General features: G+C 42.4%; 20 protein-coding genes. 12 read left to right on the plus strand and 8 right to left on the minus strand.

Annotated elements, in window-relative coordinates:
- Positions 1-404: 404 nt before the first annotated feature.
- Positions 405-2,498, minus strand: a complete 2,094-nt coding sequence (gene metG, locus HWQ47_RS11075) for a methionine--tRNA ligase (protein WP_269971174.1) — start codon at positions 2,496-2,498, stop codon at positions 405-407.
- A gap of 161 nt (positions 2,499-2,659) precedes the next feature.
- Between metG and apbC the strand changes: the two genes are divergently transcribed.
- The 8 genes from apbC to HWQ47_RS11115 all read left to right on the plus strand — a co-directional run bounded on the left by apbC (position 2,660) and on the right by HWQ47_RS11115 (position 9,221).
- Positions 2,660-3,775 carry an iron-sulfur cluster carrier protein ApbC gene (apbC, locus tag HWQ47_RS11080; RefSeq protein WP_269971175.1) on the plus strand — a complete coding sequence of 372 codons (1,116 nt, stop codon included), beginning with the start codon at positions 2,660-2,662 and terminating at the stop codon, positions 3,773-3,775.
- Positions 3,776-3,787: 12 nt separating this feature from the next.
- A complete protein-coding gene (gene udk, locus HWQ47_RS11085) occupies positions 3,788-4,423 on the plus strand; it encodes a uridine kinase (RefSeq protein WP_269971176.1) in 636 nt (211 codons plus the stop codon).
- A gap of 199 nt (positions 4,424-4,622) precedes the next feature.
- On the plus strand, positions 4,623-5,438 hold the full coding sequence (gene pabC / locus HWQ47_RS11090) for an aminodeoxychorismate lyase (RefSeq protein WP_269971177.1): 816 nt from the start codon (positions 4,623-4,625) through the stop codon (positions 5,436-5,438).
- Complete coding sequence (gene mltG / locus HWQ47_RS11095; RefSeq protein WP_269971178.1) at positions 5,435-6,439, plus strand: endolytic transglycosylase MltG; 1,005 nt, start codon at positions 5,435-5,437, stop codon at positions 6,437-6,439. Before pabC ends, mltG begins: the two co-directional genes overlap by 4 nt.
- Positions 6,439-7,071 (plus strand): dTMP kinase, encoded by a 633-nt coding sequence (gene tmk / locus HWQ47_RS11100; RefSeq protein ID WP_269971179.1) that lies wholly within the window; start codon positions 6,439-6,441, stop codon positions 7,069-7,071. Before mltG ends, tmk begins: the two co-directional genes overlap by 1 nt.
- Before the next feature lies 1 nt (position 7,072).
- The gene (holB, locus tag HWQ47_RS11105) at positions 7,073-7,984 is read left to right on the plus strand and encodes a DNA polymerase III subunit delta' (RefSeq protein WP_269971180.1); all 912 of its coding nucleotides are present in this window, start codon (positions 7,073-7,075) and stop codon (positions 7,982-7,984) included.
- Between the two features lie 13 nt (positions 7,985-7,997).
- Complete coding sequence (locus HWQ47_RS11110) at positions 7,998-8,324, plus strand: PilZ domain-containing protein (protein WP_269971181.1); 327 nt, start codon at positions 7,998-8,000, stop codon at positions 8,322-8,324.
- Between the two features lie 108 nt (positions 8,325-8,432).
- Complete coding sequence (locus HWQ47_RS11115) at positions 8,433-9,221, plus strand: TatD family hydrolase (RefSeq protein ID WP_269971182.1); 789 nt, start codon at positions 8,433-8,435, stop codon at positions 9,219-9,221.
- Between the two features lie 204 nt (positions 9,222-9,425).
- On the opposite strand, the gene rsmF is transcribed toward HWQ47_RS11115, so the two are convergent.
- Positions 9,426-10,862, minus strand: a complete 1,437-nt coding sequence (gene rsmF / locus HWQ47_RS11120; protein ID WP_269971725.1) for a 16S rRNA (cytosine(1407)-C(5))-methyltransferase RsmF — start codon at positions 10,860-10,862, stop codon at positions 9,426-9,428.
- A gap of 94 nt (positions 10,863-10,956) precedes the next feature.
- Here rsmF and HWQ47_RS11125 point away from each other — a divergent pair, with 94 nt between their 5' ends.
- Positions 10,957-12,183 carry a nucleoside recognition domain-containing protein gene (locus HWQ47_RS11125; RefSeq protein ID WP_269971183.1) on the plus strand — a complete coding sequence of 409 codons (1,227 nt, stop codon included), beginning with the start codon at positions 10,957-10,959 and terminating at the stop codon, positions 12,181-12,183.
- Positions 12,184-12,212: 29 nt separating this feature from the next.
- Here the strand turns inward: HWQ47_RS11125 and HWQ47_RS11130 are convergent, their stop codons facing one another.
- Complete coding sequence (locus tag HWQ47_RS11130; protein WP_269971184.1) at positions 12,213-13,106, minus strand: hypothetical protein; 894 nt, start codon at positions 13,104-13,106, stop codon at positions 12,213-12,215.
- A gap of 255 nt (positions 13,107-13,361) precedes the next feature.
- The gene (locus HWQ47_RS11135) at positions 13,362-13,733 is read right to left on the minus strand and encodes a diacylglycerol kinase (protein WP_269971185.1); all 372 of its coding nucleotides are present in this window, start codon (positions 13,731-13,733) and stop codon (positions 13,362-13,364) included.
- A 183-nt stretch (positions 13,734-13,916) separates the two neighbouring features.
- On the opposite strand from HWQ47_RS11135, the gene HWQ47_RS11140 reads away from it, so the two are divergent.
- Positions 13,917-14,816, plus strand: coding sequence for a DNA ligase (locus tag HWQ47_RS11140; RefSeq protein ID WP_269971186.1), 900 nt, complete (start codon positions 13,917-13,919; stop codon positions 14,814-14,816).
- Between the two features lie 188 nt (positions 14,817-15,004).
- Here HWQ47_RS11140 and ylqF read toward each other — a convergent pair whose 3' ends face one another.
- From ylqF to rne, 4 genes are all read right to left on the minus strand, one after another.
- Positions 15,005-15,943 carry a ribosome biogenesis GTPase YlqF gene (ylqF, locus tag HWQ47_RS11145; protein ID WP_269971187.1) on the minus strand — a complete coding sequence of 313 codons (939 nt, stop codon included), beginning with the start codon at positions 15,941-15,943 and terminating at the stop codon, positions 15,005-15,007.
- Positions 15,944-16,049: 106 nt separating this feature from the next.
- A complete protein-coding gene (locus HWQ47_RS11150; protein WP_269971188.1) occupies positions 16,050-16,889 on the minus strand; it encodes an isopenicillin N synthase family dioxygenase in 840 nt (279 codons plus the stop codon).
- 196 nt (positions 16,890-17,085) lie between these two features.
- A complete protein-coding gene (locus HWQ47_RS11155) occupies positions 17,086-18,642 on the minus strand; it encodes a SulP family inorganic anion transporter (protein WP_269971189.1) in 1,557 nt (518 codons plus the stop codon).
- 141 nt (positions 18,643-18,783) lie between these two features.
- Complete coding sequence (gene rne, locus HWQ47_RS11160) at positions 18,784-22,173, minus strand: ribonuclease E (RefSeq protein ID WP_269971190.1); 3,390 nt, start codon at positions 22,171-22,173, stop codon at positions 18,784-18,786.
- Between the two features lie 590 nt (positions 22,174-22,763).
- Between rne and rluC the strand changes: the two genes are divergently transcribed.
- Both rluC and HWQ47_RS11170 read left to right on the plus strand, forming a co-directional pair.
- On the plus strand, positions 22,764-23,723 hold the full coding sequence (gene rluC, locus HWQ47_RS11165) for a 23S rRNA pseudouridine(955/2504/2580) synthase RluC (RefSeq protein ID WP_269971191.1): 960 nt from the start codon (positions 22,764-22,766) through the stop codon (positions 23,721-23,723).
- A complete protein-coding gene (locus tag HWQ47_RS11170) occupies positions 23,720-24,370 on the plus strand; it encodes an HAD family hydrolase (RefSeq protein WP_269971192.1) in 651 nt (216 codons plus the stop codon). Before rluC ends, HWQ47_RS11170 begins: the two co-directional genes overlap by 4 nt.
- Positions 24,371-24,381: the final 11 nt, after the last annotated feature.

Raw genomic sequence — 24,381 nt, forward strand, 5'->3', positions numbered from 1 at the left:
GCGACAGTTTTCATTTTTTCTAAAATGTATATACATACATTCAGTATTTAGAATAAAGAAAACAGATAGACTGTTTCAATCCATTAATGAATTTCCTTATTTTTACATAAAAATATACTTCAGACTAGAAAATTAAATATTTATTACAAGTTGACATCTTTGTTGGCTATTTGTCGCGCCTTATCTCGATGCTGTCAATTCATTAACATTGTTGGTGTTGTGTCAGTAAGTGGTTGAGGTAAATAAAAATACAATCAGTGATATATTTATAATAGATGTCGAGTTTTAGAAGAGATAAATACTAGTAATAGATATGTTGGTGGTCATTAAGTTTAAATATGAAAAAGCCAGTAGTTTTTCGTTACTGGCTTTAGACTATTAATCAGATGTAATTAAATAGTGATTTATTTTACTCGCATACCAGGTTGTGCACCTTCATGTGGCTCTAAGATCCATAGATCTTTATTACCAGGTCCAGCAGCAAGTACCATGCCTTCAGACATACCAAAACGCATCTTACGTGGGGCAAGGTTTGCCACCATGACGGTCAGTTTGCCTTCTAGATCTTCTGGAGCATAAGCAGACTTAATGCCAGCAAAGACCTGTTTGGTCTCGCCGCCTAAATCCAGCTGAAGTTTAAGCAGCTTGTTGGCTTCTGGTACATGTTCAGCTTTGGCGATACGCGCGATACGAAGATCGATTTTTGCGAAATCTTCAAAGCTTATCTCTGCTGAGATAGGATCGCTCTCAAGCGGGCTACGAGTATCAACCGGTGTGTCAGTTTGCACTGATGCACTGTCAGCTTTTACCGTTTTCTTGCCGTCAACTTGATGGGTATCTGTGGTGACAAGTAAGTTGTCTTTCGAGGCTTCGATGATCGCTTCAATGTTCTTCATATCGACGCGTTGCATCAAGGCCTTGAACTTGGCAATTCCGTGACCCGCTAGATCTGCATCCAAATTGTCCCAAGTTAATGGGAATTGCAGGAATGCTTCAACATCGTCAGCAAGCTTAGGAAGAACAGGTTTTAGGTAAGTGACTAAAATGCGGAACAGGTTAAGCGCATTAGAGCAAACCTGATGCGCTTCCTCTTGCTTAGCTTCGTCTTTGATCAACTGCCATGGCGCTGCGTCAGCAACATAAGCGTTGGCCAAATCGGCAAGCGCCATGATTTCACGCATCGCTTTACCAAACTCTCGATTTTCATATAACTCTTCGATCAAGACCTTTTTACCCAAGAATGTCTGTTCAAGCGTGGTATCGGCAACCTTAGCGAGCTTGCCATCGAAACGCTTGCTGATAAAGCCTGCGGTACGTGACGCTAGGTTAACCAATTTTCCGACGAGATCAGAGTTCACACGTTGGGCAAAATCTTCAAGGTTAAGATCAAGATCGTCAATACGATTACTGAGCTTAGCCGCATAGTAATAACGGAGATATTCAGGGTCCAGATTATCCAGGTAAGTACGTGCCTTAATAAAGGTGCCTTTAGATTTTGACATCTTAGCGCCGTTCACTGTCACATAACCGTGAGCGAAAACACTGGTAGGCTTGCGGTAACCCGCGCCTTCAAGCATAGCTGGCCAGAATAAACTGTGGAAGTTAACGATATCTTTACCGATAAAGTGATACACCTCAGCGGTTGAATCTTTGGCCCAGAAATCGTCAAAATTAAGATCTTCACGTCTGTCGCATAGGTTTTTAAATGACCCCATGTATCCGATAGGCGCATCTAGCCACACATAGAAATATTTACCAGGTGCATCAGGGATCTCAAAACCGAAGTAAGGCGCATCACGACTGATGTCCCACTGTTGTAAGCCTTGATCGAACCATTCTGCAAGTTTGTTGGCGATCTCTTCTTGAATCGCACCAGAGCGAGTCCACTCACTTAGCATGGTTTCAAATGCTGGTAGGTCAAAGAAGAAGTGTTCAGAATCCTTCATCACTGGCGTTGCGCCCGACACGGCCGATTTTGGGTTAATCAGATCCGTTGGGTTATAGGTTGCGCCACAGTTGTCGCAGTTATCGCCGTACTGATCTTCACTCTTACATTTAGGGCAAGTGCCTTTAACAAAGCGATCTGGAAGAAACATTGATTTTTCTGGATCAAATAGCTGCGAGATAATACGAGTCTTGATAAAGCCTGCATCACGTAACTTGAGGTAGATTTCACTCGAAAGTTCGCGGTTCTCTACACTGTGTGTGCTGTGAAAGTTATCAAACTGAATATTGAAATCAGCAAAATCCTGCTGATGCTCTTTATTCACTTGAGCAATCATCTCTTCAGGCTCAATACCCATCTGTTGAGCTTTCAACATGATCGGTGTGCCATGGGCATCATCTGCACAGATATAGTGACATTCATGTCCACGAAGCTTTTGGAATCGTGACCAAATATCAGTTTGAATATATTCCAGCATGTGGCCTAAATGGATAGGTCCGTTAGCGTATGGAAGTGCGCTTGTCACTAAGATTTTACGTTGTGAATTTGCCATCTTGTCTCAAAATCAGTTAGGTGCCCAAAAAGATTGGCGTAGATACTAACCGATCCCTGTAAGAGTTTCATTAAAATAGGCGTTAAGTGAGTTAAATGTACGCGAATATTATTGGCTTTTTCTGGTACACTTGGGCAAATTATTTATAGGGGGTTGCACCTTTGTCTTCAGCTTCTCAGAATTATCATCTTAGTGACGAACTTCTCGGGCCTGTTTTGGCCATTTTGGACGCGTATCAAGATCCGTATTTAGCACAAGGATTGGTCAGTGCTGGTTGTGTTAGTAAATTATCAATCGATGGTAAGCGCCTCCAATTAGGACTGTGTTACCCCTATCCCTGTATGACGCAGTATCGCGACACTGTGATGGCAATAACCAAGAAATTGGCCGTTCTTGATGCGATTGATGAAGTTGAATGTGAAATTGATTTCCAGCCTGCCAGTTTCTCTGCTATCGGCAGTGTTAAGCCGCTTGCTAACGTTAAGCAAGTGATTGCCGTTGCGTCTGGTAAAGGCGGCGTGGGTAAATCGACAACGGCGGTTAACTTGGCACTCGCTTTGGCTGCTGAAGGGGCCAAAGTGGGGATCTTGGATGCGGATATTTACGGCCCGTCTATTCCCATTATGTTAGGTGTAACCGATTTTAAACCGGTATCAGCAGATGGTAAGATGATGTCTGCGGCAACCGCCCATGGAATCTCCGCTCAATCTATTGGTTTTATGTTAGCCGATGACGAAGCAGCTGTATGGCGTGGTCCTATGGCGGCAGGTGCTTTGGCTCAGCTGTTAAATGAGACATTGTGGCCAGAGCTAGATTATTTGGTTATTGATATGCCACCGGGAACCGGTGACATTCAGTTAACCCTATCTCAAAAAGTGCCTGTGACAGGCGCTGTGGTGGTTACTACTCCTCAGGATATCGCGCTTGCTGATGCCAAGAAGGGGATCAGTATGTTCCAGAAGGTCAATATTCCAGTATTAGGCATTGTTGAAAACATGAGTTTTCATATGTGCAGTGAATGTGGACATAAAGAACATCCATTTGGTAGTCATGGTGGCAGCAAGATGGCTGAGCGTTATCAAGTTCCGCTGTTAGGGGAGCTACCACTTAAACTTAATATTCGTGAAGATGTCGACAAAGGTATTCCTACCGTTGTAGCTTCACCAGATAGTGAAGTGGCTGCTCTTTATCGTGAGATCGCGAGAAAAGTAGGCGCGCAACTTGCGTTAACACAAGTACAATCCAGTGTATCAATCAGCATTTCAGAAGACGAATAAGGTAACATCAGCATGAACTCTCAGTGTGTCATTATCGGTATCGCAGGTGCATCTGCATCAGGTAAAAGTTTAATTGCAAAGACGATATTCGAGGAGTTGTGCCGTGATTTAGGTACCGATCAGATTGGTGTTATCGCTGAAGATGCCTATTACAAAGATCAGAGTCATTTGTCGATGAAAGAGCGAGTGCTAACCAATTATGATCATCCAAGCGCGCTAGATCATAAGTTGTTATGTCGTCATCTTCAAGCACTTAAAACCGGCGAAGCCGTTGAGATCCCAACATATAGCTATAACGAACATACGCGTATGACAGATACCATTAAGATGACGCCTAAGAAAGTGATCATCTTAGAGGGGATTTTGTTGTTGACGGATCCTTCCCTTAGGGGGTTGATGGATGCAAGTGTGTTTATGGATACCCCGCTGGATATCTGCTTTATGCGTCGCCTGACTCGTGATGTTGCAGAGCGCGGTCGTACAATGGAGTCAGTTATGGCTCAATACACTGAAACTGTCCGTCCTATGTTCCTTCAGTTTATCGACCCATCAAAGCAATATGCGGATATTATCGTGCCTCGCGGTGGTAAAAATCGTATTGCGACGGATATTTTAAAAGCGCGAATTCAGCACCTCTTAGCCAAGTAATATTGATTAGGTCTCTTAATTTTGTGCTGTCTATTTACTTAACGAGTTAAGCAAATAGACAGCCACTTAGTTCGAATAGACTCTGGAGAGTAAGCGTAATGCGTTTGAAGCATGTTTAGGTGATGGCAAGATAGTTAATCACGGGACTATATGTGATAGACATGATAAAAGTGCCGATGGATAAGGAACTTGAGAATTAATGACACAAGTCTGGGTTAATGGCGTTCTCGCCACAAAGATAGATCCCATGGATAGGGGACTCGCTTACGGTGATGGTTTATTCGCCACTATGCGGATCGTGAAAGGCGAGGTACAGTTTTTACCCGCTCATTTTGCCAGATTGACTCAAGGTGCTAAACGGCTAGGTTTTGCATGGAGCGCATCACCAACATTAGCTGAACAACTGAAGCAACTGGCGTTAACTCAAAGGAACGCATGCGTTAAACTACTGCTCAGCCGTGGTGTCGGTGGCCGTGGTTATGCGGCGCCGAGTCCTTGTTTAGTTAATGAAGTCGTCTTCCTTTCTGCTTTCCCGCAGCACTATTGTCTGTGGCAACGAGAGGGGATCTCACTGGCTTTAAGTGATATTTTGTTGGCTAAGCAACCTAGACTTGCTGGCATTAAACATCTTAATCGTCTCGAACAAGTGCTGATAAAGTCCATTCAACTACCAGAGGGATTTGATGATTGGTTAGTACTTGATAATGACGGTAGTATCATTGAGTCATCGATAGCTAATCTGTTTTTCATCAAAGAGAGAACGATTTTCACACCTGCTATTACTCATTGTGGTGTCGCTGGGATGATGAGGGAACAAGTGATCTATGCCCTTATTGATTTAGGCTACAACCTTGATATTAAACCGATCCACCATAATGATTTAGCTCAGTTTGAACACTGCTTTATGACCAATAGTCTACTTGGGCTGGTGGATATAAAGCAAATCGATAGCATTGCCTATTCCAAATCGTCTTTTTCAGACACATTGAGACAAACTCTACACCTTAGCTTATGAAAAAATTAATTATTACCTTTTTCGTCACTCTATTTACCTTGTTAACGCTTGCTGCAGGGGTTAGTTTATGGACTTATAATACTGTGGTCGATTTTAGTCAGTCGACACTGCACCTTGAACAAACTCAAGATCTTGAGTTGAAAAGAGGGACCTCTTTTTACCAATTAATAACCCTACTAGAGCAGCGGCAGTTAATTACCGATGGTTGGAAACTGAAAATACTCGTTAAAATTCACCCTGAACTGGCTAAGATCCGCACCGGTCTCTATGAGTTGACTCCAGGTGAGACGGTGGCTGGCTTACTGGATAAATTAACTCAAGGTAAAGAGAAAGTTTTTGTTGTCACATTAGTCGAAGGCCAGAGTATTAAAGAGTGGACAGCTGTACTTAATGCCCTTCCTCACAGTGAGTTTTCTGCTGATGTGTTTAATTCGGTGTTAATTGAACAAGGTGATGACTCTGGTTTACCGGAAGGTAAGTTTTATCCGGATACTTACCATTATCAGGCTGGGGATAACATCAGGTTATTAGTTACTCAAAGTTACAAGAAGATGCAGCAAGAACTTGAGGCTGCTTGGGCGAGTCGTGCTGATAATTTGCCACTCAAGTCTCCCTATGAATTACTGATAATGGCATCTATTATCGAAAAGGAGACGGGCAAAGCCAGCGAGCGTCCTTGGATCTCGGCAGTTTTTATGAATCGTCTTAATAAAAGAATGCGTTTGCAAACTGATCCTACTGTTATCTACGGGATGGGGGATTCCTATAAAGGGGATATTACCTACAAAGCGCTGCGAGAAAAGACACCATTTAATACCTATAGAATAAATGGACTCACGCCAACGCCTATTGCAGCTCCCAGTGGTGCGGCTCTGTTAGCAGCAGCGCATCCTGCAGATGTGAACTACCTTTATTTTGTATCAAAGAATGATGGTAGTCATATATTTTCCAGAACATTAGTCGAGCACAATCGTGCCGTGAACAAATATCAGAGAAATTGATGAACAAGCAAGTAAAGAGCAAATTTATCGTTATAGAAGGATTAGAGGGCGCAGGTAAGTCGAGCGCTATCTCATTAGTGCGAGATTTTATCGAAAAATATACCGGTGTGGTGCCTGTGTGCACTCGTGAACCAGGTGGAACGCCGCTGGCTGAGCGTATTCGAGATCTGGTTAAGATAGCTGATGATACAGATCCCTTGTGTGATGAAGCGGAATGTTTACTCTTTTATGCCGCAAGGGCACAGTTGGTTGCCAACGTGATTAAACCAGCATTGAGTCGTGGTAAGTGGGTGCTAGGTGATAGGCATAATCTTTCATCTTTGGCTTATCAAGGTGGTGGCAGAGGGTTAATGCCCTTAGTTGAATCAGTAAGTCGCGCTACGTTAGGTGACTTTAAACCCGATTTGACCATCTATCTGGACATTGATCCTAAGCTTGGTCTAACCCGAGCCGCTAATCGTGGCGAGTTGGATAGAATAGAGGTTGAGGAGATTCACTTTTTTGAACGTGCTAGGCAAACTTTTTTATCTTATGCCCAACAAGATGACTCTATTGAAGTGATTGATGCCGGTCAGAGCATGGCTGAGGTCCACAAAGATATTCTGGCGCTACTGCAGGAACAGGATTGGTAATATGTTGGATATTCCTTGGCTTAAACCTATTGTTAAAGACTTTTGTGTACAGCTTCAATCCCAACATGTGGGACATGCTTATTTGATTGGTGTGCACATAGGCTATGGTGGAGAATCATTGACGTTAGCAATGGCTAAAGCGGCACTGTGTCAAGCTCTTACCATAGAAGGTGCCTGTGGATTTTGTAAAGGCTGTCAGCTGATTGAAGCGAATAACCACCCTGACTTTTACCATGTTGTGGCCGATGGAAATCAGATAAAGGTTGATCAGATAAGAGAACTTTGTCAAAAATTGACCTCTACTTCACAGCAGGGGGGGCGAAGAGTCGTTGTGATTAGCCAATGTGAAAAACTTAACTTGGCTGCAGCAAATGCGCTGCTTAAAACACTTGAGGAGCCAGGTAAAGAGACCTTGCTACTGCTACAATCGAATACTCCCTCGCGATTAATGGCAACGATTAACAGTCGCTGTCAACGGGTTCACTTTCAGTCTCCTAGTACTGATGAGATTAAAACTTGGTTGGGGCAAAGTCTTGAGGTCAGCTCCGATGTTACTTGGTGTTTACCTGTGATGGGAGGGCCTCTAGAATTAGCCAGCGCCCTGCAGGATCAGCGGTATGAACACTTGCTTCAGCTGAGGAAAGACTGGACTCAAAGTTTGTCCTCTGGTCACCTGTGTGCTAATTTAATAAATATAAACGAAAAGCAAGTTTCTGATGCAATTAAAGTTTTATATTTAATTTTAAGACAGAAGCTGGTAAAACAAACTCAATTAGACGCTCTATTGAGGGTTAAAGTTTCAGCGTTAGCGGCTAAAATCATGAACACTTATCACAAATTAAGTGTTATGCCGAACGTGAACTCTTTGGCGCTTTTTCAAGGGTTTATCTTAGAATATAAAACGCTAACTTAAAGATAACCACTTTATGATAGATCTCGTTGTAAATTTTGACACATTGCATCATCTATATCGTGCATATATGCCCTTTATACAACCTGCTGGTTTATTTGTAGCGACATGTGAGAGTCATTTTCTCGGTCAAGAGTTGACGATAGCTTATCAATTACCGGGATCTACCACTAAGTTAGAATTTAAAGGTGCGGTTGTGTGGATAAATCCCTTGGGGGCTTCCGGTGGACGTCCGGCGGGGATTGGAGTTAAGATCATGACCGATGCTGAAACACACAAACATCACATCGAAAACCTATTATCACGAGAACTCGCTTCTGGCGATCAAACTTGTACCATGTAGTCTTTGCTGATCTCTATTGGCTCTGAATTATTGCCCCCCATTTGACCTACACTTGCTAGACTTGTATCCTTCACCTCCTTTTAGTCCCCATCATTGCTGGATAACCAAGTGCTCATCGATTCCCATTGCCATCTAGACCGTTTAAAAGCAGCGCCCGATCAACAGAGTCTTAGAGAGATCCTTGCTCAGGCCAAGACCTGCGGCGTGGATTATTTCCTATGCGTTAATGTGCGGCAGCAAGGTTTCCTTTCAATGCGTGATAAAATGGCAGAGTTTGATCAAGTATTTCTGTCAGCTGGGGTGCATCCGCTTGATGTGCAAGATGGTCTGAATAGACTTGAACTTAATGAGTTTGTAAAAGAACCCAAAGTCGTGGCGATAGGTGAAACGGGTTTAGATTACTTTTATGCCAACGAAACAAAAGCACTGCAGCAAAGCTGTTTCGAACAACAGATTGAATTAGCTGTTGAAGTCAATAAACCTTTGATCATTCATACTCGCGATGCCCGTGAAGATACGCTTAATTTTTTAAAGAATGGTCACGCTGATAAAGTGGGTGGAGTGCTGCACTGTTTTACTGAGAACTGGGAGATGGCGAAAGCGGCAATCGATTTAGGCTTTTATATTTCAGTGTCAGGTATTGCGACATTTAAGAATGCCGGTGATCTTAGAACTGTAATGCGTAAAGTGCCTAGAGAAAGACTGCTGGTAGAAACGGATTCTCCCTATTTAGCCCCAGTTCCCCACCGAGGTAAAGAAAATCAACCTGCCTATGTCAGAGATGTAGCTGAGTTTATTGCTGAGCTTAGGGGAGAGAGTTATGAGGAGTTGGCTGAGTATACGACCAATAACTTCTTTAACTTATTCACTGATGCAGCAAAGCTAGCGGGACGCTAGTTATACCTATGGCTATATAAGATAAAAAAAGACCCAAAACTATTCCGATTGTTTTGGGTCTAGGGGAATGGCTCTGTTTAAAGAGCCGTGCGCTACTGGTGAGTCCCTTGTGGGAATTAACTCTCTGGCTAATAGTGTAGTTCAAAGAGATCACTCGGTGCGCCGTTCCTGTTTGTTTTTAATCTGATTTTGTAACTAAACATTTCAAAGAACTATATTTGCTTGTGAGTTGGCGATTCTGTCACGCACCAATTCTCTAGGAAGGTTGTTCTTTAAACGCTTGCCTAAGTGTTTAGCAACACCAAGTGCACAAGCATGGTAGGTCAGAATGACCTCGCCTTGAGGTTGACCGCCATCTTGAAGCGGAATATCCCGTCCCATCAGATACTCAGTGGCTTGCGCTGCATTTAATTCAAAAGATGTATGCTTGTTAGATAAAGCCATAATCGCTTCATGGCGTACCTTAAAGCCTTTTTTTAACCCATCAGCTAATTTTATTCCGATACGTTGAAAGCGCATTTTTCCAATGAGGTTTGCCATCTTGGCTGGAAATAACCAATATTCCAGCTCACGAACCATGATTAACCCATCATGGGGAAGGGTAATATTGAAAGTGTGTTTGAAATAGTGTTGTAGTTCAGCTTTTACTTTGGTGTTGGCTGGAACAAATGGAAAGTTTTTCTGCTGTTTGGGGATGGGCTTCTGGCGTTCAACATCGCTAATTTTACGGATCTTGGCGATAAAGAACCCTTCGCTATCATAAATTTGTGGCCAAACATGCAAGAACCCTTCTGAGGTGCAGGATTTATCAGCGTCAGGAAATAGCTGATGTAAGGATTGGAACTCCACAGCATCAGGAAAACACGACTTTAGGTGTTCACACACCTCTTGGTTTTCTGCCCGACTCAGTGCACAGGTTGAATAGACTAAACAACCACCTGTCTTAAGCGCAAGAAATGCAGACTCAATTAATGCTTTTTGTGTGTCGATAATGGAGGCATTTTCTGCTTGGCTCCAGTTTTTTAACGCCTGAGGATCTTTTCGTATGGTACCTTCACCGCTACAAGGTGCATCGAGTAAGATTGCATCAAATTGATTATAAAGATACTCACCAAACACGCGTGCATCGAAATGAGTCAGAGCGGTATTAGACACGCCCATGCGCAGTACGTTTGCATGAAGCACTTTTACTCTACTTGAAGAGTATTCGTTAGCAATAAGCAGTCCTGAATTTCTCATTAAAGCGGCCATTTGTGTCGTTTTCGATCCTGGCGCGGAAGCCATATCAAGTATGGTGTACTCGACAGTGTCATCAAGATCATCAAACAGAGCTGTGGGTGGCAGCATGGAGCTGGCTTCTTGAATATAAAATAGTCCTTGGATATGTTCAATGGTGTTACCCAGTTGTATTTCGCTATCTAAGGCAACCCAAAAACCGTCACTGCACCAAGGGATAGGATCGAGTGTCCACCCCTTAGGTTTCATCAAATCGACAAAATCTTTAGCAGCGATCTTTAACGTATTAATACGAATAGAGGGGCGAAGAGGTTGACTACTGTAGCTGATAAAATCATCCATAGTCAGATGAGAGGGCATATCTTTAGCAATGCTATTGATAAAATCTTGATTTAATTGAACCATAGGACAGAAACAGTTACCGAGCAGCATGTTATTTTGCGCGATTATAACATAGCATGACCCTGTAAGTGTCAACGAGTGAGACTAAGGATATGATGTGTTAAATCGGGTGTGGTTATTTTTCTTTGTGACAGCGATGTTTGCTATTGTTATTCAACTTCTCAATGGCCATGTTGAGGTGTTATCAACATCAGTGAAGGCGTTGTTTGATAGTTCAAAACTTGCCGCGGAAATCGCATTGGGTTTAATCGGTGTACTGTCATTGTGGATGGGGCTGATGCGGGTTGGTGAGAAAGCTGGTGTCGTCGGTTTTTTTGCAAAATTGTTTGAACCTCTGTTGTCTAGACTAATGCCTGATGTGCCTAGAGGCCATCCCGCTTATGGCAGTGTCACTATGAACTTAACTGCTAACATTCTCGGGCTAGATAATGCAGCCACTCCTCTTGGGTTAAAAGCGATGCAAGATCTGCAAAGCCTAAATCCAGACAAAGCTGTTGCTACTAATGCTCAAATTCTATTTTTAGTGCTGAACACCTCATCGGTCACACTCGTTCCCGTAACAGTATTTCTTTATCGTGCTCAACAAGGCGCAGCGGCGCCGGCTGATATTTTTTTACCAATACTGTTGGCGACAACAGCTTCCACTTTAGCTGGAGTAACAATCGTGTCGCTATTTCAGCGTATCTCATTGTTTAATACTGTGGTACTAGGTTATGGCGCGTTGATATTTGGTTCTATAACGGCTTTAGTTTTTTATCTAGGAACCTTAAGCATATCGGCAATAGGCACTTTGTCGACAACGATGGGCAATGGAATATTACTGCTGTTGGTGTTCAGTTTTATACTAGTGGCAGGCTTACGAAAAGTCGCTGTGTATGATGAGTTTATTGTGGGCGCGAAAGAGGGCTTTGCTCAATCGATAAAGCTTATCCCATATCTGCTTGCTATGCTATTGGCCATCGCATTACTGCGTGCTTCGGGGGCGTTAGATTATCTCTTGCATCTTATCTCTTTGATTGTTTCTGTGCTTGGAGGAGACACGCGTTTTGTTGATGCTTTGCCAACAGCGATAATGAAACCTTTTAGTGGCTCTGGAGCTAGAGGTATGATGTTAGAAACCATGGAGCACCATGGTGTTGATTCATTTGCTGGGCGTTTAGCGGCCATTTTTCAGGGGAGTACAGAAACTACATTTTATGTTCTGGCAGTTTATTTCGGAGCTGTGGGCATTAAGAATGGACGGCATGCGTTAGTTTGCGGCTTATCAGCTGATTTAGCGGGGATTATCGCGGCTATTTTTGTTTGCTACTATTTTTATGGGTAAGTCATTGTTTATATTTTCTAACGAAATATTTAAAAATGGTAACTGACTGAGAGCATCGGGCCTATAAAGCTGTAATAAAGATTGTAGTTGGCAACATCAAGGTTAGCCTGAGTCGCTTTTTGAGCATAATCTATGTCAACTTCATAAAAATTGAATGCTGCGCTTATATGCCAATTTTCGGTTATCTCTGCTTCGACTCCTGCGCGAACATCGATTAATCCACCTTTGAGATCGTCGAGTTTGATATAAAAATATTGCGCATGGGCTGTAAATTTAAAACCGGGATAAAACTCATAATCACCATACAATCCAACATCAGGCAGCGGGGCGGTGACACTCTCTTCTATCATTCTATTGGTTGGGGTTGCACCACAGCCATCAAAAGCTTTGCTATCGATACAGGCGCCTATATTGCCCTCAAACCCTGTCTCAATAAACATGGCATGAAGTCCAAGTGACAGGCCTAAGTTGTAGTTATTCCCTTGCATAAAATTATAGCCGTAACCGATACGGGCGATATCGATATTGAGAGTCGTTTTAATTTTTGCACCTAGCTGGATATCATAAACTTGATCATCTAGATTTACCTGAAAAGGGGTCGTGATTTGCTGCACTTCAGCGTTACGATGTAACTGTTTCCAGTCAAAATAAACGATGTGCTTATCATTGAAATGATAAAATACTTCGAAGAAAGGCAAGAATTGTGACTTTTCAAGCTTAAGATCTTCTTCAAAATCAATTTTGAAGTCATTACCTAAAATAGGGTTGGTGACATCCATACTTGAATTAGAATTCGAGTAAAAGCCACCGATCCGAATAACAGTCTTACTATCGTTATTCTGTGAACGGGTATCTGTATCTTGGGCCCAACAAGGTACAGATACTAATAGACTTAATACGGAAATGCCTATTTTTTCTAACATTGAGGCGACTCCAATCATTACATTATCATTATTTCTTTTTTAAGTCATTGATTCTATTGGTTTGAATCTTAACTGTCGTACTATGGTATCAGATTTTACTCGCTTGTGAGTGATTTGTGTAAAAAAGTGTTAATGAGTTTGTTTTCATGAGGATCGAGCACGGAAGTCATACTGAGTTAGCTTATTTTAATGGGCAACACAGTATGCGCTTGTGGCTTTGTGGTTAAAGTGTGTTTGAAAGGATGCTAAATGAAATTAAAGATAGCGCGTCCCGAGCACTACAGCCCACGTAATGACGCACAGAGCAAGGCTCATAAAAACGGCCGCCGATGCAATATCTTTGGCTTGTCCGCTTAGCACATGAATCTCATCGCCAACTCTGTCTACAACAGCCTCAACAGCTGAATTTAACAGCTCAACAATTAAAACGATGAACAGGGTTAATATCAATAGCAAGCGCTCTACAGTACTAATATCAACAAAAAGAGCGATAGGCAGCATTAAAAATGCCAGTACTAGCTCTTGTCTAAATGCTGCTTCATGTATCCAGGCGGATTTAAGCCCTTTCATTGAGAAGCCCGTCGCTCTAAATACGCGTTTAATACCGTGATTATTTTCAGGTTTCATATTGGTCCAAAGTCAATTTGTTAGCTATTTTGTTTTTTTGCAGTGAATTTTCGCAAGAGTATAACACTGTGAAAATATGAGACCAATTTCAAATAGTTTGGTTCATGTTCTACACTCATCTTTATTGAGCCATGTTTCAGGTTAATGGAATTAATCTGACGGTATTATACGAAGGAACGTTTTATGAAAAAGCATTTTTATCAGTTATTTGTAATTCTATTATTTCCCCTGATGATATTTCCAACACTAGCAGGCATCCAATTAGATGAAATAGCTAAGTATCAAGATCCGTTGCACTCAGCAGCTAAGCCTGTAAAACATCGGATACAACTCGCGACGAATGCCAAAATAGAGGGGGATATAAATGACTATCTTGTGAGTGAAAAGCTTGATGGTGTCAGAGGGTACTGGGATGGAGAGCAGCTGTTTACTCGTGGGGACAACGCCATTTCAGCCCCAAAATGGTTTACCCAAGGTTTCCCTGACTACCCGTTAGAAGGTGAGTTATGGATGGGGAGAGGGACCTTTGAGCAGATGTCTGGCTTAGTTAGGCGGAAAATTGCGGTGGATAATGACTGGAGAACGGTTAAGTTTATGGTGTTTGATCTCCCTGAAAGTTCATTATCTTTTGGACTTCGATATCAACATTTTGTTAAAACATTAGCCAATAAATCGGCCTACTTGTCTGTTATTGAACAGAAGCACGTCACCACTTTAGATGAATTAGATACCTGGTTGGCACGCGTCGTTAATCAAGGCGGAGAGGGGCTTATGCTGCATCATCAAACTTCGCTCTATATTGCAGGTCGTAATAAAGATTTAATCAAACTTAAGCCATTTTTTGATGCCGAAGCAACAGTGATTAGTCATATACAGGGGAAGGGGCAATTTGAGGGCATACTTGGCTCAATACTGGTTGAAACTCCAGCAGGGATCCGCTTTAAGATTGGTACGGGTTTTACGTTAGAAGAGCGTCGAAATCCACCTGAGGTGGGGGTTATGGTGACGTATAAATATTCTGGATTAACCCAGAAGGGAACCCCTAGATTTGCCAGCTTTTTGCGGGTAAGGTTGAAAGAGTAAACATTAAATGTGTGTAACCTTTTTTGATTGAACAGAGCTGTGATAACTTGATTATTAAACTAACAGAAAATACGATTTGAATTGGATCTGAGCTTTATGCTCTTACATGACAAGTTGATGCTCTCATAAAAGCCAATATGCAAACTATTGGCTTTTATGTTTATGAGCAATCATTCTCTAGAAACTATTTACTTATGTCGTTTACCCGAACGTTTGAGCATTTCTGCTTCATCTTTAGCGAGTTGTATCGCCTCTTTTTTCGCTTTTAAGATCGCCACTTCGGCTTTTTCAATCTCTGCCATCTCAGGTGTTTCTAAAGACAGTTGCCCCATTTTTCCTGAGCGGAACTCATGAAGTATGAGCTCTGATACTTTGTGTAGGTCAATACGTCCGCCTGGACGCAGGGCGCCTCGACTACGACCTATAGCTTCTAAAAGTTCAATATCTGTTTTAGGAAGCTCTTTTAACTTGTAGCGCTCAGCTATTGCTTCGGGATATGCGTGAAGAAAATACTCAGCAGCAAACATGGCGACATCTTCATATTCCATTGCCGTATCTTTAATTGCGCCCGTGACCGCTAAGCGATAGCTACTTTTGTCATTATCGACCTTCGGCCATAAAATGCCAGGCGTGTCAGAGAGTACAATGCCATTTCTAAGGTTTATGCGCTGCTGAACTTTAGTGACAGCAGGCTCGTTACCTGTTTTCGCTATGGTTCTACCTGCTAGCGTATTGATGATGGTGGATTTACCTACGTTAGGGATCCCCATTATCATGGTACGGATATCTTTTTCCATCTTGTCTCGGCTTGGCACAAACTTACGACAAAGTTCAGGAATTTTTCTAACTTGACCGGCTTGTAAGGTGGTGATGGCCATTGCCTTTACCCCTTGCTCACGCTCTAAGTATTCAATCCAACGCTGAGTAACTTCAGGATCGGCAAGATCTGATTTATTCAACAGTTTGATACAGGGTTTATCACCACGTAATATCGATATGACAGGGTTTTCACTACTATAAGGGATCCTTGCATCCAGCACTTCAATAACCAGATCGACTTGAGGCATTACCTCTTCGATCTCTTTACGTGCCTTATGCATATGTCCTGGGTACCACTGAATTGCCATGTAAACGCCCTGTCTCTCAAAATCTTAATGGGGGAGATTTTACCTTGTTAAGGTAAATTTTAACAAATAAAAAGCGCCTTTTGGCGCTTTTATTAGAGGGAAAGGGTTAAATAACGCCCAATTCTCTTAATCGCTCCATCAAGTAACTATCTGCTGTGTATCTGTCAGACAAAACGACGTCAGGACTGGGGTGTAAAAATAGTGGTAACGATACACGTGATTTTGATTTATCAACGCCTTTGGGGTTAATCACCCTATGACATGTTGATGGATAATATCCACCAGAGGCTTCTTGCAACATATCACCGATATTGATAATGATATTGCCAAAATCACTGGGGACATCTACCCAGGAACCGTCTTTAACTTGTACTTGTAATCCAGGTTCATTCGCTGCAGGCAGTACAGTGATTAAATTAATATCTTCATGGGCGGCAGCGCGGATAGCCCCCATCTCTTCATCACCTGACATAGGAGGGTAATGAAGTACCCTGAGTAAGGTTTTTTGACTATTTTCGATCATCTGTGGAAGCGCCATAGAGAATCTCTCTTTGACATCATCGGGTGCGTAAGATTCGATCCAACCTAGGAGTTCTTGTGCTAATGTATTGGCTTTTTTATAATAGGTAAGGATATTTTCTCTTAACGAATCTGGAATGCGCCCCCAAGGATAAACATGATAATACTCTTTAATGTCCTTAACCGTATGTCCTTTTGCGGTTTCAGAGATCTCAGCAGGAAAGAAGCCATCTTGTGTTTCAGGTTTAAAGAGGTAGTCGCGCTTCTCTTGTGTATTGAAAAATGCTTGCCACTCTACATAAATCGCCTGAACTAATGCTTTGTCGATGGGGTGGTTACTCAACACACCAAAGCCAGTTTCTCTTAGTGATTTTACAAACTTTTCAGCATTGTCTTGTGCTTGGTAATCTATGGTTTCTAGTTTCATCTCTGTTCACTTTTAGTTAGTCTGGCGCTAGTTTAACGAGGCTAAAGCGGTAGAGCAAATAAGTGTGACTAAAATCACTGAATGATTGTTCACTGCTTGGACTTGTATCAAGTTGATACTATTGAAGATAAATAGGAGCAATAAAAAAGGCGAACCATAGGTTCACCTTTTTTATTGCTATATTGCCATAGCAATATTAATCAAGCTTATCATCTGCAATTTTGTAATGTGGATCTTCAATTAAATTAACCTCAACCAAGTCACCTGCTTTATGAAGTAACTTTTTACAGTCGTTACTCAGGTGTCTAAGGTGCAGTTTTTTACCACTAGAACCATAGCGCTCGGCTAAGGTATCAATTGCATCCAATGCCGAGTGATCACACACTCGAGAATTTTGGAAATCAACAATTACATCATCTGGATCGGTATTTGAATTAAAGAGGTCTAAGAAGTCTGCGACAGAGCCGAAGAAAAGCGGTCCATTTAATTTGTAAACTTTCCAACCATTGGCATCAACGCTGACTTCAACATTGATGTGCTTGGCATGTTCCCAGGCAAATACGAGGGCAGATACAATCACACCGACGAATACAGCAAAGGCTAGATCGGTAAACACAGTCACTATGGTTACGAGCACAATAACGAAAGCATCATGCTTAGGCACTTTACTCATGACTTTAAAGCTAGCCCATTCGAATGTGCCAAGTACAACCATAAACATCACACCGACAAGGGCTGCCAATGGGATCATCTCTATTAGTGCAGAGCCAAAAAGAATAAAGCCTAGCAGAGCAAGTGCCGCGGTAATACCCGATAAACGTCCACGTCCACCTGAGTTTATGTTGATCATAGACTGACCAATCATGGCGCAACCACCCATGGCACCAAAGAAACCACTGGTGATATTACCTACGCCTTGTCCTATGCACTCTTTGTTACCTTTACCACGGGTATTGGTCATCTCATCTATCACCGTTAAGGTTAATAGTGATTCGATTAGGCCAACGGCGGCAAGAATAAGAGAATAGGGCAGAATGATATATAAGGTTTCTAAACTAAAGGAGACTGCTGGAATTGAAAAGGTTGGTAAACTTCCTGCAATTGTCGCATTTTCATCACCACTCATGGATTTCAGAAAGTCTAATACAGTACGTGTATCGAGGTCTAAGAACACGACTAATAAAGTCACTGTCACAATAGCGGCAAGTGAAGAGGGGATTGCTGTGGTTAGCTTAGGTAAAAACTGAATAATCGCCATTGTCAGTAGGACAAGGCCGAGCATTAAAGCGAGTTGGTCCATGGGGAGCCAGCTTAAAAGACCATTTGCATCCGGTGCTTTAAATTGGCCGAGTTGAGCAAGAAAAATCACAATGGCTAAACCGTTAACAAAACCTATCATTACTGGATAGGGAACGATACGAATAAACTTCCCTAATTTGAACAAACCGAACGTTACTTGAATAAGACCCGCAAGTACAACTGCTGCGAACAAGTATGGAACACCATGTTCAGCAACAAGCGCAACCATAACAACGGCCATAGCCCCTGTTGCACCAGAGATCATACCCGGCCGTCCACCGATAACTGCGGTTATTAATCCCATAATAAATGCAGCGTATAAACCTACCATAGGCTCAACACCTGCGACAAAAGCAAATGCCACTGCCTCAGGAACGAGCGCGAGTGCAACTGTTAATCCAGAGAGAATATCTGCTTTACTGCTGGCAGTTTTGTGACGAATAAGATCAAACATTTAGCCCCTGTTATTAGTATGTTGTGTACATTGAATTACGGTGGCGAATACTAACAAATTATCCGCAATATACCTATTGATATGACATGAAAAAGCCATGCATTGCTGCATGGCTTTTTGAAATACAGCTAAATGATTAGATTATGGCTTAATCATTTCAGAGTTTGCTGTATTTACATTTTTAGCTGCTCTAACTGGTTGTGAGCCTTCAGTCGTCTCATATTGACGGCCCATTGGGGTCGCAATATTTTCTCGGCTCTGAACAACAGGTTTCGTCATATCAGAGGTCACCATAGTACCGAAGCGACTACCGCTAGCTGGTTTTACTTTTACAGCTGGTGCAGTAACAATTTGAGGAGCTACTTGTGGAGCTACTTGTGGAGCTACTTGTGGAGCTACTTGTGGAGCTACTTGTGGAGCTACTTGTGGAGCTACAGGGAGAACAGCTTCCACTTTAGTTGGCATCTCTGGTTTAGTTGGTGCTGCTGATGCAGTAGCTTCTACTTTAGCAGACACTTCAGGCTTAGCAGGTGCTGCAGTCGCAACCGATACAGTGGTTTCTACTTTAGCTGGCACTTCAGGTTTAGCTGGTACAGTAGCTTCGACTTTAGCTGCTACTTCAGGTTTAGCTGGTGCAACTGATACAGAGGCTTCTACTTTAGCAGGCACTTCAGACTTTGCAGGTGCAGCTGCTGCAACTGATACCGTGGCTTTTACTTTAGCAGGCACTTCAGGCTTAGCTGGTGCAACTGATACACTGGCTTCAGCTTTAACTGGTACTTCAGGCTTAGCAGGTGCAGCTGTTGGAACAGATACATTGGCTTCAGTTTTAACTGGTACTTCAGGCTTAGCAGGTGCTGCAGTTGCAACCGATACAGAAGACTCTGAAGCTACAGATGCAGACATTGACGCTGCTTTAGATTCATTAGCTTGATTTTCAACTTCAGTTTCATTGGTAATAAAAACAGGAGCTGAGTCAGTAGACATTTCTGTTGAATCTTCATCACGACGACGACGTTGACCCGCGGCTCGAAGATGACGCGGACTACGACGGCTACGACGTTGACCATCACGAGAGTCAGCTTCTTTGTCTTCAACAAGCTGGGGAGCAGAGCTATCGATAGTGTCTTCAGTCATCTCCTTGATGTCTGACTCTTTCTCAGTCGCATCTGCAGGTACGCTGCTAACTTCAATTGACTTAGCTTCTGGTGAACTAGCTGCAATAGACTCTACTTCAACAGAGAGTGTATCAGTCGTTATTGGAGATGTTTCAACTTCAGTTTTGACGACTTCAACTTGAGATGTGCTTTCTAGAGTTTGTTCAGTTGCAGTCACCTCGTCAGTTTCTGTTTTTGACTTCACTTTTCTTGGCTGACGCTTAGGACGTGCCAGCTTCTCTTCAGTCGCTTTAGGCTGTGCTTGCTCTAGCTCTTGTGGAGCGGCAGATACTTCTAGACTAGCTTCATTATCTACGCGAACTTTACGACGCATATTACGACGTTGACGACGCTCTCTTGCTACTTCTTCCTTTGGCGGCTCAATTGATTCGCCATCAGTATTTTTTTGATTACGTGTCGGTTTCGTGTCCTGACGAACTTGACGTTTAACTTGCTCATCTTTTTCTTTGTTAACTGGAGTCTCTTTATTCGAATCAACACTCTTGTTACGGCTGTTACGTGGATTACGCTCTCTCTTATCGTTAGACTGATCTTTGTCGTCACGCGGACGGCGGTCATTACGGCGAGTATTGCGTCGTGCATTCTTGTTTTGAGCATTTTGCTCTGATTGCTGAGGCTTCTTAGTTTCTGCCTCTTTTTTCTCTTCAGACTTGAATAGTGCACCAATGGCTGAGAAGAATTTAGCCATTAAGCTTGGTTCAGAATCTTTTTTCGGCGTTACTTTTACAGCAGCCTTAGGAGATAAGTCTGCTGCCGTTTTAATTGGAGCTGAGAAACCTTTTAGTGCCGGCTCCGGCGAAGCAGTACGCTCTAGCTTACGTGGCTCGTAAAGTTTAGCTTCAGGTTGTTCAAGCAGTTTGTAGCTAGACTCACTGATCTGATCATCTTTACGGTGACGTGAAACGCGATAATCTGGTGTGGTCATATTTGGATCTGGGATCACATAGATTTCAACATTATGACGTTGTTCTGTTATACGAATAGCTTTACGCTTCTCGTTAAGCAGGAAGGCGGCAACATCAACTGGAACAACAGCTTCTATTTGTGACGTGTTCTCTTTTATAGCTTCTTCTTCCATCAAACGCAAAATGGAAAGCGCTAAAGATTCAGTTCCACGAATAGTACCTTGACCATGACAGCGTGGACATAAGTGCGCGGCTGATTCTTCAAGAGAAGGGCGAAGACGCTGACGTGACATCTCCATCAGACCAAATCGAGAGATACGCCCTAGTTGAACACGTGCTCTGTCGTGATGTACAGCATCGCGCATTCTGTTCTCAACTTCACGTTGATGACGTACAGGCGTCATGTCGATGAAATCAATAACCACAAGACCACCTAAATCTCGTAGGCGTAGTTGACGTGCAATCTCGTCTGCAGCTTCAAGGTTGGTATTGAGTGCAGTTTCTTCAATATCACTGCCTTTCGTTGCACGGGCAGAGTTAATATCGATAGAAGTTAGTGCTTCAGTTGGATCAATAACAATTGAACCACCAGACGGAAGACGTACTTCACGTTGGAAAGCAGATTCAATTTGAGTTTCAATTTGGTAATGAGTAAACAGTGGAACTTCAGCTTCATACTGCTTAATACGATCAACAAAATCAGGACGAACCAGAGATACGTGCTGTTTAGCATCTTCAAAGACACGAGGATGATCAATAAGTACTTCGCCTACGTCACGACGTAAATAGTCACGAATAGCACGAACGATAACATTACTTTCCTGATGAATTAAGAAAGGTGCAGGACGACTGTCTGCCGCTTCTCTAATCGCAGTCCAATGATGCTCTAGAACTTTAAGATCCCATTTAAGTTCAGTTGAATCTTTGCCAACACCAGCAGTACGAACAATTAAGCCCATTCCATGTGGCACTTCAAGCTCAGACAAAGCGGTCTTTAATTCAGTACGCTCATCCCCTTCGATGCGACGGGAAATACCACCTGCACGAGGGTTATTTGGCATAAGAACCAAGTAAGAGCCAGCAAGACTAATAAAGGTTGTTAACGCAGCTCCTTTGTTGCCACGCTCTTCTTTATCTATCTGAATAACTACTTCCTGTCCCTCTTTAATCACCTCTTTAATATTTGGACGACCTTGGAAAGAGTAGCCTTTTGGAAAATATTCTCTGGCGATCTCTTTAAGGGGTAAAAAGCCGTGACGTTCTGCACCGTAGTCAACAAACGCGGCTTCGAGAGAGGGTTCTACACGGGTAATTTTACCTTTGTAAATGTTGGCTTTTTTCTGCTCATGACCAGGACTTTCAATATCGAGATCGTACAGTTGTTGCCCATCAACAAGGGCAACGCGCAACTCTTCAGATTGAGTTGCATTAATTAACATCCGTTTCATTATGACTTAATTCTTCTAAAATAAGGTCATCAAACGACTTTTCGTTGCATTACGGGCCTAGCATTCGTAACTGAGCCTCACGGCTAGTGTCTAGGCAAGGTGCGCATTTCTGTAAGACGCATTCGCTGCGTGTCGCATCCATTTATGGCTTATTTTTTAATGTTTACAAAAACAAGGAATTCGTTGTAAAACGTCAACCAACCCCATAAATTATTCAATACTTTCCAGTAATGCCAAAATCGAATCGTGTTCATTTGATGATGAGTTAAAATTAATCTTCGAATTTGGGGCGCGATTCTTGGAGAAACCACGTTAAAACGTGGACTTGTTACTCTGTTTAGTCGTTAAAACTCATTTTCGGTTTTATATTTAAAAAACGACTTGCAAATCAATTATTTACTACAAAGAAAAAAGCATTTTAGTCTCCGCTTCTTGCGCGAGTGTGGTGGATATTGTGAACATATTTTTCACTATTTATCCCCAACCACGGATGGAATATAGCAATAATCAATAAATTCAGCAAATGGAAAGGCACAAAATTCTTATAACTTGTTGTACAATACGCTCCTTGATGTACATATAGGCGCACCATGAATACCGAACTTCCAAAAGTAAAAGTCCAGCTTGTTACAATCGATGAAGATCATGTTGGTCAACGTATAGACAATTATTTACTGGCTAAACTGAAAGGTGTGCCAAAAAGCATGATTTATCGGATCGTGCGTAAAGGTGAAGTCAGGGTTAATAAAAAGCGAATTAAACCTGAATATAAACTGCAAGACGGCGATATTGTCAGAATTCCGCCAGTGCGGGTATCGGACAATGCAGAGCGTCCGGGGCCGTCAGCCAACTTAAGTAAAGTGTCGCAGTTAGAAGAACGTATTCTGTTTGAAGATAAACATCTCATCGTGTTAAATAAACCCGCTGGGCTTGCGGTTCATGGTGGTAGTGGTATCGATTTTGGTATTATCGAAGCCATGCGTTCGTTACGTCCGACTCAGAAATTCTTGGAGTTAGCTCATCGTCTGGATAAAGATACGTCAGGCGTTTTACTTATTGCCAAGAAGCGTAGTGCTCTGAGACACCTGCATGATCAACTTAGATTTAAGAAAATGCAGAAAGATTATCAAGCGTTGGTAAAAGGGACTTGGCAAGCTAAAGATAAGGCGATTAAAGCGCCATTATTGAAGCTCACCTTAAAGTCTGGTGAGCGTATTGTGCGAGTCAATCAAGAAGGTAAAGAGTGTGAGACTCGTTTTAAGATTTTACAGCGTTACCAGGGAAGTACTCTTGTGCAAGCCAGTCCTGTAACCGGCCGAACTCATCAAATTCGAGTACATTGTCAATATACGGGACATCCTATTGCGTGTGACGATAAGTACAGTGAGCAAAAGTATGATGACAGTTTAAGAGCGCTCGGGCTAAATCGACTCTTCCTTCATGCTGCACAATTAAGGTTTATTCATCCAGGGACTGAAGAGGTGATGATTGTTAAAGCGCCTTTAGATCCTATTTTGATCCAGACCTTAGATAGACTGGTAAAAGTATGATGCATTATGAGTTGGTGATATTCGATTGGGATGGAACCCTGATGGACTCTGTGGGTAAAATCGTCGCCTGTATGCAACAAACTGCAAGGGTACTCGAGTTACCTGTACCATTAGAGATGGCAGTGCGTGATATTATAGGTCTCTCAATGGGGGAAGCGTTAAGCATATTACACCCAGATGGTGATGACAGTGTTTATAGCCTGATGAAGGATATGTATCGACAACAGTATCTCGAACTCAACGATACGCCTAGCCCTCTGTTTGAAGGGGCTGAATCTCTCGTTCAGCAACTTAATGTTTCAGGTTATCAGTTGGCTGTTGCAACAGGGAAAGCCAGAGCGGGATTAAATCGGGTATTGAATGAAACTGGACTTGGTGTGCACTTTGTTGCTAGTCGCTGTGCCGATGAAGCGATGAGTAAACCTAATCCTGGGATGATTCTTCAATTATTAGCTGAACTGAATGTTGCACCAGACAAAGCGGTGATGATTGGTGATTCTGTTCATGACCTTAATATGGCTAACAATGCAGGTATTGATGCCATTGGTGTCAGTTATGGTGCTCATGATGCAGATAAGTTACGTAGTGCGAATCCAAAGGCTATTATTAACTCACCGCTGGAGTTACTGAGTTATTTAGGTCACTAGATTAGGTCACT

It is taken from the genome of Shewanella sp. MTB7 (assembly GCF_027571385.1).
GTDB lineage: Bacteria > Pseudomonadota > Gammaproteobacteria > Enterobacterales > Shewanellaceae > Shewanella.

Excerpts from the sequence above, each read along its gene's own strand:
- holB (WP_269971180.1), top strand. The coding sequence starts at position 7,073 with ATGTTGGATATTCCTTGGCTTAAACCTATTGTTAAAGACTTTTGTGTA.
- HWQ47_RS11135 (WP_269971185.1), bottom strand. The coding sequence starts at position 13,733 with ATGAAACCTGAAAATAATCACGGTATTAAACGCGTATTTAGAGCGACG.
- HWQ47_RS11130 (WP_269971184.1), bottom strand. The coding sequence starts at position 13,106 with ATGTTAGAAAAAATAGGCATTTCCGTATTAAGTCTATTAGTATCTGTA.
- mltG (WP_269971178.1), top strand. The coding sequence starts at position 5,435 with ATGAAAAAATTAATTATTACCTTTTTCGTCACTCTATTTACCTTGTTA.
- HWQ47_RS11110 (WP_269971181.1), top strand. The coding sequence starts at position 7,998 with ATGATAGATCTCGTTGTAAATTTTGACACATTGCATCATCTATATCGT.
- rsmF (WP_269971725.1), bottom strand. The coding sequence starts at position 10,862 with ATGGTTCAATTAAATCAAGATTTTATCAATAGCATTGCTAAAGATATG.
- HWQ47_RS11155 (WP_269971189.1), bottom strand. The coding sequence starts at position 18,642 with ATGTTTGATCTTATTCGTCACAAAACTGCCAGCAGTAAAGCAGATATT.
- rluC (WP_269971191.1), top strand. The coding sequence starts at position 22,764 with ATGAATACCGAACTTCCAAAAGTAAAAGTCCAGCTTGTTACAATCGAT.
- HWQ47_RS11140 (WP_269971186.1), top strand. The coding sequence starts at position 13,917 with ATGAAAAAGCATTTTTATCAGTTATTTGTAATTCTATTATTTCCCCTG.
- rne (WP_269971190.1), bottom strand. The coding sequence starts at position 22,173 with ATGAAACGGATGTTAATTAATGCAACTCAATCTGAAGAGTTGCGCGTT.
- HWQ47_RS11170 (WP_269971192.1), top strand. The coding sequence starts at position 23,720 with ATGATGCATTATGAGTTGGTGATATTCGATTGGGATGGAACCCTGATG.
- ylqF (WP_269971187.1), bottom strand. The coding sequence starts at position 15,943 with ATGGCAATTCAGTGGTACCCAGGACATATGCATAAGGCACGTAAAGAG.
- HWQ47_RS11150 (WP_269971188.1), bottom strand. The coding sequence starts at position 16,889 with ATGAAACTAGAAACCATAGATTACCAAGCACAAGACAATGCTGAAAAG.
- metG (WP_269971174.1), bottom strand. The coding sequence starts at position 2,498 with ATGGCAAATTCACAACGTAAAATCTTAGTGACAAGCGCACTTCCATAC.
- udk (WP_269971176.1), top strand. The coding sequence starts at position 3,788 with ATGAACTCTCAGTGTGTCATTATCGGTATCGCAGGTGCATCTGCATCA.
- pabC (WP_269971177.1), top strand. The coding sequence starts at position 4,623 with ATGACACAAGTCTGGGTTAATGGCGTTCTCGCCACAAAGATAGATCCC.
- tmk (WP_269971179.1), top strand. The coding sequence starts at position 6,439 with ATGAACAAGCAAGTAAAGAGCAAATTTATCGTTATAGAAGGATTAGAG.